This is a genomic window from Pacificimonas sp. ICDLI1SI03 (assembly GCF_054740865.1).
This window is the reverse complement of sequence record NZ_JBSQAU010000003.1, coordinates 21657-31437: the sequence shown is the minus strand read 5'-3', so window position 1 is coordinate 31437 and position 9781 is coordinate 21657. Positions and strand designations below refer to the sequence as shown.

At 59.0% G+C, this 9781-nt stretch carries 7 protein-coding genes and 2 pseudogenes; 4 read left to right on the top strand and 5 right to left on the bottom strand.

The annotated features are described in order from the left end of the window. Positions 1 to 372 precede the first annotated feature (372 nt). Complete coding sequence (locus tag ACSMXM_RS16910) at positions 373 to 1239, top strand: IclR family transcriptional regulator (RefSeq protein WP_460317648.1); 867 nt, start codon at positions 373 to 375, stop codon at positions 1237 to 1239. Positions 1240 to 1308: 69 nt separating this feature from the next. Here ACSMXM_RS16910 and ACSMXM_RS16905 read toward each other — a convergent pair whose 3' ends face one another. The 5 genes and pseudogenes from ACSMXM_RS16905 to ACSMXM_RS16885 form a co-directional block, all read right to left on the bottom strand. After that, the gene (locus ACSMXM_RS16905) at positions 1309 to 2010 is read right to left on the bottom strand and encodes a glutathione S-transferase family protein (RefSeq protein WP_460317647.1); all 702 of its coding nucleotides are present in this window, start codon (positions 2008 to 2010) and stop codon (positions 1309 to 1311) included. Then, complete coding sequence (locus ACSMXM_RS16900) at positions 2007 to 3710, bottom strand: FAD-dependent oxidoreductase (RefSeq protein ID WP_460317646.1); 1704 nt, start codon at positions 3708 to 3710, stop codon at positions 2007 to 2009. The genes ACSMXM_RS16905 and ACSMXM_RS16900 overlap by 4 nt, the downstream gene beginning before the upstream one ends. Further along, positions 3707 to 4189, bottom strand: coding sequence for a nuclear transport factor 2 family protein (locus tag ACSMXM_RS16895; protein WP_460317650.1), 483 nt, complete (start codon positions 4187 to 4189; stop codon positions 3707 to 3709). Before ACSMXM_RS16895 ends, ACSMXM_RS16900 begins: the two co-directional genes overlap by 4 nt. A gap of 554 nt (positions 4190 to 4743) precedes the next feature. Further along, positions 4744 to 5154: pseudogene (locus ACSMXM_RS16890) on the bottom strand (transposase); the annotation flags it as partial. A gap of 389 nt (positions 5155 to 5543) precedes the next feature. After that, positions 5544 to 6574, bottom strand: a pseudogene (locus ACSMXM_RS16885) (IS110 family RNA-guided transposase). Positions 6575 to 7238: 664 nt separating this feature from the next. On the opposite strand from ACSMXM_RS16885, the gene ACSMXM_RS16880 reads away from it, so the two are divergent. From ACSMXM_RS16880 to ACSMXM_RS16870, 3 genes are all read left to right on the top strand, one after another. Beyond that, positions 7239 to 7787, top strand: a complete 549-nt coding sequence (locus ACSMXM_RS16880; RefSeq protein WP_460317645.1) for a hypothetical protein — start codon at positions 7239 to 7241, stop codon at positions 7785 to 7787. Continuing rightward, on the top strand, positions 7784 to 8056 hold the full coding sequence (locus ACSMXM_RS16875) for a hypothetical protein (RefSeq protein ID WP_460317644.1): 273 nt from the start codon (positions 7784 to 7786) through the stop codon (positions 8054 to 8056). Before ACSMXM_RS16880 ends, ACSMXM_RS16875 begins: the two co-directional genes overlap by 4 nt. Before the next feature lie 205 nt (positions 8057 to 8261). Next, the gene (locus ACSMXM_RS16870) at positions 8262 to 9743 is read left to right on the top strand and encodes a class I adenylate-forming enzyme family protein (protein WP_460317643.1); all 1482 of its coding nucleotides are present in this window, start codon (positions 8262 to 8264) and stop codon (positions 9741 to 9743) included. The last annotated feature ends 38 nt before the right edge of the window (positions 9744 to 9781 follow it).

Here is a 9781-nt window from a genome sequence, read left to right as displayed (position 1 = left end):
ATCCGCGCAAACTGCGCCTCGGTCAACCAGAACTCGCTCACGAACATGCTCCTGCAATCGCAGCACTTGAATCACATCGCAGCCGCCTTGGGAATCCCGTTTACGGGTCCGGACCCTAGGTCATTCGGCCCATGATAAACCTCGAGAACGTGAACACCTATAAAGGGGCGCACGATGTCCATGCGCTGATACTTGGCCGGGCGCTTTCTAGACTGGCGGCGTTCTGAACCAGGTGGCAAGCGGTGATTGTCGAATTCGACCGGCTGCCGGAACGGCCAAGACATGGCTCGTGAAACGCTAACATATCAGTTGATGGCCAATCGAACGCTAGTTACAGTTGAGAAGGATAATAAAAAATAAAAAGGGGTGAGGATGGCTACGTTATACGGAAGTGCCGCCAAGACACAAGGCGGTCGGATATTCGCGGCAGGGACGCAGGACAGCTATCCCGTCGTGAAATCGGCGGCCCGCGTCCTGCGGATCCTCGAGTTCTTCGATGACGTCCGTCGCCCGGCGTCGACGGCCGAGATCGCAGCGTTCTGTGGTTTTCCGCAATCGAGCACGTCTCAGCTACTGCGCAGCCTGCTGGGTAGCGGATATCTTGATTTTGATCGCGAGACCCGGTGCTACAGGCCGTCCATGCGGGTCAGCCTGCTGGGAAGCTGGTGCCATGACCTCGTCGTTCACGAAGGCAGCCTGCCGGCAACGATGAAGCGATTGAACCAGCGCACAGGCCGTGCCATCTTTCTTGCCAGCCAGGTCGGGCCGCATGCGAATTACGTGCTTGTTTACCAGTCGACCATCGCGGGAAGGCCGCATCTGACACTGGGAACCTCCCGACAGATCAGCACGAGCGGGGCGGGGCTCGCGTTAATGTCGATGATGTCAGATTCCGAAGCGACAAGCCTTGTCCTTCGCAATAATGCAGAGCGGGGTAAGAGCACACCGAATGCTTCGCTTCACGATGTGATGGCGCATCTGCGGCAAATCCGGCAGGAGGGATACATCAGCTATATCGACGAGGCGCTTTCCGGCGGCATCCTTGCCGCTCCGCTGTCCCCGCGCCCAGGCCATCCCCGCCTTGCGATTTGCCTCGGCGACCATATGGACAGTTTCCTGCAGGACCACGAGCATCTGCAGGCGATCTTCATCGAGGAACTTTCCCGATACGAGGGAACGGCGGCCGACCATCCGGTCGAATTTGAAGACCTTGCCAGCTTTTCGGCCACCACGTCCTGAGGCAACGGGCTTTCGATACCTGCCGGATTGCTCGAATTTCGAAACGATTGGGCGACTAGTGCAACTGGATCACTCCGCCGGGATCCGCCCGAAGTACCGGTCTAGCGTCCAGGCCGACGCAGTTTTTAGGCTCTGCAAGTCGATGCGCGTCAGTTCGGCCATCTGCGCTTCCGTGTGCTCGATCGCAGAACGCTTCAGCAGGGCATCCGTCCACAGGGCCATCCTGTGCTTGCCTTCGGTCAGTTGCGGAAAGAACCGCTGCAACGTGCGGATCCATGGAAAGACCGCGATGTCGGCAATTGAATATTCCGCGCCGGCCACGAAGGGCGACTGTTCAAGCCGGTCTTCCAGCAGGTTCAGCTGCCGCGCCAGCTCGTTCGTGAACCGTTCGCGCGCATAGCTGGGTTCGGAGACCGCGTGATTGAAGTGGATGGCCTGCCCCGCTGCCGGACCGAGGTTGGCCATCTGCATCATCAACCAGCTCAATATCGTGCTGCGTCGCGCGCGATCCCGGGGCCAGAACGTGTCGTCCTCTTCGGCAAGATAGACGAGGATCGCCCCCGATTCGAATACGGTGACCGGTTGGCCGGCCGTGCGCCGGTCAACCAGCACCGGAACCTTGCGGTTCGGGTTAAGGCGGGTGAATTCCTCAGAAAACTGCTCGCCACCGATCACGTCGACCCTGACGAATTCGTAATCGAGGCCGAGCTCCTCGAGCATGATCCTGACCTTGACCACGTTGGGACTGCCCATGCCGTAAAGCGTTATCATCGGTCTGCCTCTGCAAGATTTCCGGCCGCATCGCGCGCGGCGATATATCCAAATGTCATGGCCGGCCCCAGAGTGATGCCGCCTGCCGGATATGTGCCCCTCATGATTGAGTTCATGTCGTTGCCACAGGCATACAGCCCGGCGATAGGTTCATGCCGGTCATCCAGTACGCGTGCACGCCCATCGGTGAGCAGGCCCTGGGTGGAGCCGATGTCCCCGGGCCAGACCTTCACCGCATGGAACGGTGCCTTGCGGATCGGCCCAAGGCAGGGATTGGGGGCGTGCGACGGATCGCCTAGATATCGGTTATACTTTGTGGAACCCCGGCCAAAGTCTTCGTCAACGCCGCTATCGGCCCAACGGTTTGCGCGGGCCACCGTTTCCTGCAAGGCATCGACGGGGACTTTTATGCGGCTGGCCAGTTCCGGGAGGTCCGGCGCACTGACGAGATAGCCCGACCTGGAATAAGTGCGGCGGCGAAAGGGGCGCGGCTTTACGAGCCCGAGCCCGTATTTCGAGACGAAGCGGTCGTCCGCGATCAACCATGCGGGAACCGCTGGGCCGTCCGGGCCGTCACGGTACATCGCGGTCACGAAATCGTGATAGCTGTCCGCCTCGTTGCAGAACCTGCGCCCGGCCGAATTGACCGCGATCAGGCCCGGTTTCTGTCGGTCGAGTATCAGGTGCGGAAAGGCAATTGCGGGCTTGCCAGGTTCTTCGTGTACGGAAACGGGTGCAAGAAAGACCGCGCTCTCGTTCCCGTCCTCGATCGCCGCGCCAACGGCACGGGCGAGCGCAATGCCATCCCCGGTGCTGGACAGGGGGGCCATCGACCGGTGGACGCCGGAATGCGGAACGTGGGCCGTCCGGAATGCGCTGTTCGCTGCGGTTCCGCCAGCAGCCAGCACGACCGCCTTGTTTACGATGACTGTGCAGGTCACTCCCTTGTGCCTGTAGGCCAACCCGGTCACGCGGCCCTGGGCCATCGTGATTTCATCCACTTGGGCGTCGAACGTGAACGTCACGCCAAGGTCGAGCGCGGATTTCAGCAGCCTTGCGGCAAGGGCGTTGCCGGCAAGCAGCCGCGTCCCGCGCCGATGCCGCATCCTATCCCCTGCGTGGCGGGCAAAAAGCGCGAACGCATGCACGAAGGAACGGGGTTTCCGCATTGCCGCAGACAAGTGATCTATATCGGCGCGACCTACCATCATGCCGCCGAAAATCGTCATCTGCGGCAAGGGTCCGCGCAGCCGCTTGAACCAGCGGCCCAACTTCCGGCCATCGAACATGATCGGATCCAACGCCCTTCCGCCCCCCGAGGCCCCTTCCAGTTCGGACTGGTAATCGGGTGCGTACATCCTTGGCCGCAACTGTACGTCCGTATTGTTGTTCAGAAAATCGACCATCCTTGCGCCATTTGACAGATAGGCATCCACCATTTCCGCGCGCATTCCGGACCCTAGCACCTGTTCAAGATAGTGCCGCGCTGCGCCGGGTGGATCGGGCGCGTCGTGATCTGCCATCGCGCTATTGTTCGCGATCCAGACCACGCCGCCGGAAATGGCCGTGCTTCCACCGACCCGGTCAGTCTTTTCCAGAACATGCACCTTCAAGCCGAGCGATGCGGCTTTCACGGCCGCCGACAGTCCGCCGGCCCCGGATCCCACGACGACCATGTCGACCGGATTGGCAGGGGTCATCGATCGGTCCCTTGCGGAACCGTTTCCACGAACAGCCTTTCAAGCCGAAGCGAGGCAATCCGCCAGCCGTCGGCACAGCGTTGATATGTTTCGTGGTAATGGCCTGCACCGGCGAGGCGGGCGACGCCGAATGGATTGGACCGACCTTCGGGAAAGATGATCGTATCACGCATGAACGAGACTGCGTGCGCACTTGTCTCGTCGAAAAAGCCGATTTCCGCCATGCCGCCTTCATGAATGCTGGTAACATCTGCCGCCAGGATACTGGAAAATCGAGAGATACAGGTGTCGCAGTCTTCCAATGCCGCAGTACGTTCGGGAAAATGCAGGGTCGCGTCAGTGGTGAATAATTCGCGCAGGCAGTCCCACCGCCTCGTATCGACGAACCGGAAATAACGCGCCTTGACCTGCCGGATTTCTTCTGCGGCGGCCAGCATCGGCACTGACCATTCGCCCGGCGGCATGGCGCTTCGCTTCATCACCCTCAATCCTCTTCGAAGTCCGGATCATGCCGGTTTCCATTTCAGGCAACATGTTAGCAACTCGCGTGGGGAGGCTCAAACCCAGCCCGACCTGAAACCGGCCTGGCGATCAGATTCCACATCCGTGTCAATTTATGCGGATGTTCGGGGCTATGGCGCGGCAAGGCCCAGTTGCATTTTGCCGATGGCAGTTTGAATTCAAACGCGCGGCAAGAATGTCGAAAGTAGGACATTTTCCCAAGCGATGCCAAAATGCACGAGCCGTGGCGGTCCCGGTTTTTCTTACTGCCCGGTTTTGACCTTTATGAATGAAGAGTCTATCCCGGCAGAAGTTCGCACAAGATTAGAACGGGAGAAAATCGAGGTTTCAGACGATATTTTTGAGTACGGTCTGTACGGCGACTGTGATTACTGCACCTGCACCTGCACCTGCACCTGCACCTGCACCTGCACCTGCACCGACTGCGACTGCGACTGCGCAGAACGCACACGTCGATGGTGACGACATCGAGCAGACGTCACATTCTGACTCATAATGATTTGATTTAGTATCAGCGTATTGCGATCCTTCTCGCGATCATTTGTACGGACGCGAGGTGGAGCCAGGCCGTGGCACTCTCGATCGTGCGCTCGAAGTCTCTGGCAAGGTGGCGGTTGCGGCCAAGCTATTCGAACGTGCGTTTGACCACCCAGCGACGGAGTAGCACCTAGAAGCCTTTCATCTGATCAGAGCGTCTGATGATCTGCAGCGTCCATTTGCCGATGCTGGCAAGCGCGGTTCTGAGCTTCTCGCCTGCATAGGCGCCGTCCGCCAAGACGTGCCGCAACCAAGGGAAGTCGTGCCGGACGTAAGCCAGAACGTCTGGCGCACCATCACGATCCTGTACGTCGGCAGTGTGGATGATGGCGCCGACGAGAAGCCCCTGCGTATCGGTTACGATGTGGCGCTTCCGCCCCTTGATCTAAAAAGCGCCTCGACGACCTCGCGATAGCTCCAGCGTGGCGGCCGGCCAAGGTGTGACCGCGGCGGCAAAAACGGCTCCAGAACCGCCCATTCCGCATCCGTCAAATCGCTTCTGTGGTTGCCGCCCGGGATGCAAGAAGTTTCTGATCCGATACGCATGTGATCGAGTGCGGTCTTCTGTGAGGCCTTTGAAATGCAGCGTTTTCAGACGCCGCTGGCCGGTATGGTGATCTGCGGGTCAGGTCCAAATCTTGGCAACGAGCTTCAAGGCTCATAGCGATTTCCTGGTTTTCCTGATCCAGATCTTTTCGATCGTTTCGCCCATTCGGGTCTTGGCCTTCTCACACCCCCCTTACCGACGCGAGGCAGATTTGCGCTGCATGCACATCATGCCGCTTCAGCCTGCACCGGATCTCGATAGTCCTCTTTCTTCGTTAGCATGGCCCAGATGCCGCGGGCCATCTTGTTGGCCAGCGCAATGGCGACCAGCATCCGGGGCTTTCGCGCTGCCATGCGTGCCAGCCAAGATCCCTCGGGGAACGCCCTGCGGCCCATCCAGTTCAATCGCGACATGGCACCAATAATGAGCAAGCGCCTGATATCGGCCTGCCCGGCCTTTGATATTCGACCGAGCCTTTCCTTGCCACCGGACGAAAATTGGCGCGGGACCAGGCCTAACCAGGCAGCGAAGTCCCGTCCGCGTTGGAAACGCTCCATCGGCGGAGCAAAGGCTTCGACGGCCAAGGCAGTGAGCGGACCTACATCGGGCATGGTCTGCAACCGCCGCGCTACGCCAGATTCGGCCGCCAGCGCTTTGATTTTGCCAGTCTTCGCGTTGATCTGCATGGTCTGCTCACCAATCTGCTCAATCAGGTCTCCACATTCTTCCCGCACCAGACTGGGCAGATCGCTGCTGGGATCATCAATGATTTCCCCGATACGCCCGAGTTGGCCAATCCCTTGCGAAACAATATGGCCATATTCGTAAAGACCGGCCCGGATTGCGTTCACCAGTTCGGTGCGCTGGTGAACAAGGCGCTCACGGCTTCGAAACAAGACGGCCCGGCTTTGCTGCCACTCCGACTTAGGCTCGACAAAGCGCATCTCGGGCCGCTGAGCCGCAATCACAATGGCCTCGGCGTCCGCCGCATCATTCTTTTGGCGCTTGACAAACGGCCTCACATATTGGGGTGCAATCAGCTTCACTTCCTGGCCGAGTTGGACCATCTCACGCGCCCAGTAGTGCGCGCTGCCACAAGCCTCCATCACCACCATTGCTGGTGGCTGCTTCGCCATGAAACGTCGGAAATGCGTTCGCGAAAGCTTGTGGCGAAACTGCACTTGCCCCACCAGCGACGCGCCGTGGATCTGGAAAACATCTTTGCCAGGTCCACCCCAATCATAGTATCCTTCAACATGGTTACGGCCCTTTCTGCTCAGTGGATTTAAACACCACCAACTTGGCACATTGCGATGCCGTCTGGGGAGGGCGGCAACCACCCCATCTTGGCAAGCGCTGCTCGCTTCGGGCAAACTGCTGCCGGGTGGTATCGGTCCACATATGATCCTCCGTCGAAGTGTCGCAACACCGACTTGAATCACGTCATACTGATATCACGCAATTTCTTTTCCGGTCAGGCTCTCAGACATATCGGGGGAGATCGTCGTAACCGCGCGTCGGCGCGAGGAGAGCCTGCAAGCGGTACCCGTCTCGGTTAGCGCATTCACATCCGATGCGATTGAGGAACAGCGGATCCGCAAACTGAAGGACTGACGGTGTCGACACCTGGATTGGTATCCACGCAATAGGGATATTTAGGTCAACTTGATTCAAGAATTCTGGCGTCCCTGTTTCGATGGTCTTCGTCCGATTTCTGCCGATTTAGGTCCAGCAAGACCGGGAAAGCCAACGAATGAAATGAATGCTTGAATGCGTCCTGTTTTCACGCCTGAATGTCCTTGAGGTAGCCGGGTAAAACAATCACGTTCGATTACCCGAAAAACAGTCGGACGCCGCCTCGACAAGGGCAGACAGCCGTCGATGGCAGGAGGAATGCTCGGGCCAGGATCTGTTGGAAACCTTTGGTAATCGAAGCCGCGATGACGCAGGTGGTCGCGAATACCGGTGGCAACTTGCTGACGACGCAAGGCATTGTCCAAGGGGACATCGACTGCGCCGAGGCCGGGGCAGGGGTCCTGCATTATCACCACGATTCCTTTTTGAACAAGGAGGACTCGATCACACAATGCATCGATGTCCAGCGCGGAATCCTGGGCCGCTATCCGGGCATGCTCGTCTATCCCGGCTATATGCCGGGCGAGACACATGACGCGACCATGGAGCATCTCGAGCCGCTTTATGAGGCGGGCGCAATGACGATGTTAGCCTTTGATTGGGGCCATGCCATCCATGCGGGCCCCGACGAAGATGGCCAACCAACCAAGTCGAAGCTTGGCGGAGCAAACTTAGCGCAGGCGTCTCGCCTGGCGCTATACCGTGCCGGTTTCGCTTGGCAGATTCAAACCGGGCCCCTGGACTGGGTCCGTTATTTTGGCGAGGCAGGGCGTTTCAGGCCAAGCACGGTCGCGAAGTTCTATTTTTTTGGGCGATTCTGCTTGGAGCAAAGATGATCGGCGTTCTGAAAGATGTCAGCAACGAAGTCGGCCGTCCGCTGGCAGCGCATAACGAGGTCAAATCGGTGCTTGCCGCTTCGTCGCGCGCCACGGCATACGGCCATGGCCCGCGGCTCGGGCATATTGACCGGGATACCGCGGGCTTCGATCTTGACATGGATGGTGACCGGCGGCGTAAGCACGGTGATAGACGCCCGTTGCAGCCGGACGGTGCATTCGGCGCACCGATAGGGCCGTCGAGTTTCCTGTCCAATTGGCGCACCTAACCGATCGACGCCCATCAATGGAAAGAGCATACAGTTGCAGGCCAGAGTCGGCCATGAAATTACATCTATGAAAAATTATCGCTGGCGTCGCTTTGGGCTGGACGAATGCCTGCAAACACGTGTTCTTGTTTGGGTTGGAACGCGATCCACCAACTCCCTGCCGCGCAGCAATTTCCGGTAATCGGAAGCCACCCATCGAGGTCCCATGACACTACTTCAAGAATTCCGTGACAAGCTGCTGGCTACAAATGACGATGCCGTGCTGGAATTCGAAGGACGACAATTCACCCGCCGCGAAATCGCGGCACTCTCCCAGCGGCTTGGCGCGTTGCTGACCGATGCGGGCGTTCCGCAAGATGCCTTTATCGGACTGGTGATGCGCAACCGGCCGCTTCACGTGGTAGCGGTGATGGGGCTGATCCTTGCCGGTCGTCCGATTACGAGTATTTATGCCCTTCAGAAACCCGCGTTGTTGGCCAGAGAGATCGCAGAGACCGGTTTCGCGGCCGTTATTGCGGACATTGCCGACCTTTCCGATCCTGTCGTCAAGGCGATTGGAGACAATGGGGGTGTGGCCATCGTCCTCGATCTAGGAGCAGAAGAGGAAATCAGCGTCACGGGTACCGCCAGAACCGTGGACACGGCCGAGCGCCATCACCTGATAACGGGCGAGCCGGGCCTTGAACTGCTGTCGAGTGGAACGACAGGCAAGCCCAAGCGTATCTTTTTTCCGTTCAGAATGCTGGTCCGTTCCGTCGAGACCGTGCGGGCAGGGGTGAGTGCCGGCGATGTCCCGCCCGATATCTGCACTTGGTCCCTTGCCGGGATCGCCATGGGCAATATCGTCGCGAATATAATGATTGATCGGTACATGGTGCTGATCGACCGCTTCAATGTTCCCGAATGGGTTACAGCGGTGCGCCGCCTGCGTCCCGCCTATGTCACCGGGCCTCCGGCCGTTGCCCAGATGGTCGTCGATGCGAATGTCCCGGCCGAGGACCTGGCATCGATCGACTATTTCTACGGCGGCAGCGCGCCCATGCCCGTCCCGCTTCAGCAAACACTTCTCGAACGGTATGGCATCGCGGTGATCTGGGCCTATGGCGCCACCGAATTCTGCGGCACGATCATCAGCTGGTCACTCGACCTGTATCGCCGTTTTGGAAAGGAAAAGAAGAGCGCGATGGGTCGGCCCCTTCCCAACGTCCGAGTCCGCATCGTGGATACGTCGACCGGCCAGCGGCTTGCAGACGGCGAAGTGGGTTATCTCGAAGCGATCGTACCCGAAGTCGCGGAAGATTGGATCAGGACGACCGACCTTGCAAGGATCGACGAAGACGGCTTTGTCTATCATTGCGGGCGCGGCGATGGGGCCATCATGCGCGGCGGGTTCAAGATCCTCCCTGAGACGATCGTCGATGCGCTGACCAGTCATCCTCTCGTGCTGGAAGCAGGCGTGGTGGGACTGGAGGACCGGCGCCTGGGCGAAGTTCCGGTAGCTGTCGTTCAGCTGACCAGCGAAGCAGGGCCAATCGATGGCCAGGCGCTGCGCGACTATCTGCGCGACCAGGTTCCGGCAACATATGTTCCATCCGAGATACGTGTAATCGATGTGTTACCGCGGACAAGTTCCATGAAGGTCGATCTGGGAGCGATCAAACGGATGTTCGAAGTACAGAATCCCTAAACGATCCGGGTGCACGGCTTAGAGCGTTTTCCACAGCG

Coding starts and splice junctions, on each gene's coding strand:
- ACSMXM_RS16895 (WP_460317650.1), bottom strand. CDS start 4,189: ATGAAGCGAAGCGCCATGCCGCCGGGCGAATGGTCAGTGCCGATGCTG.
- ACSMXM_RS16905 (WP_460317647.1), bottom strand. CDS start 2,010: ATGATAACGCTTTACGGCATGGGCAGTCCCAACGTGGTCAAGGTCAGG.
- ACSMXM_RS16870 (WP_460317643.1), top strand. CDS start 8,262: ATGACACTACTTCAAGAATTCCGTGACAAGCTGCTGGCTACAAATGAC.
- ACSMXM_RS16910 (WP_460317648.1), top strand. CDS start 373: ATGGCTACGTTATACGGAAGTGCCGCCAAGACACAAGGCGGTCGGATA.
- ACSMXM_RS16900 (WP_460317646.1), bottom strand. CDS start 3,710: ATGACCCCTGCCAATCCGGTCGACATGGTCGTCGTGGGATCCGGGGCC.
- ACSMXM_RS16875 (WP_460317644.1), top strand. CDS start 7,784: ATGATCGGCGTTCTGAAAGATGTCAGCAACGAAGTCGGCCGTCCGCTG.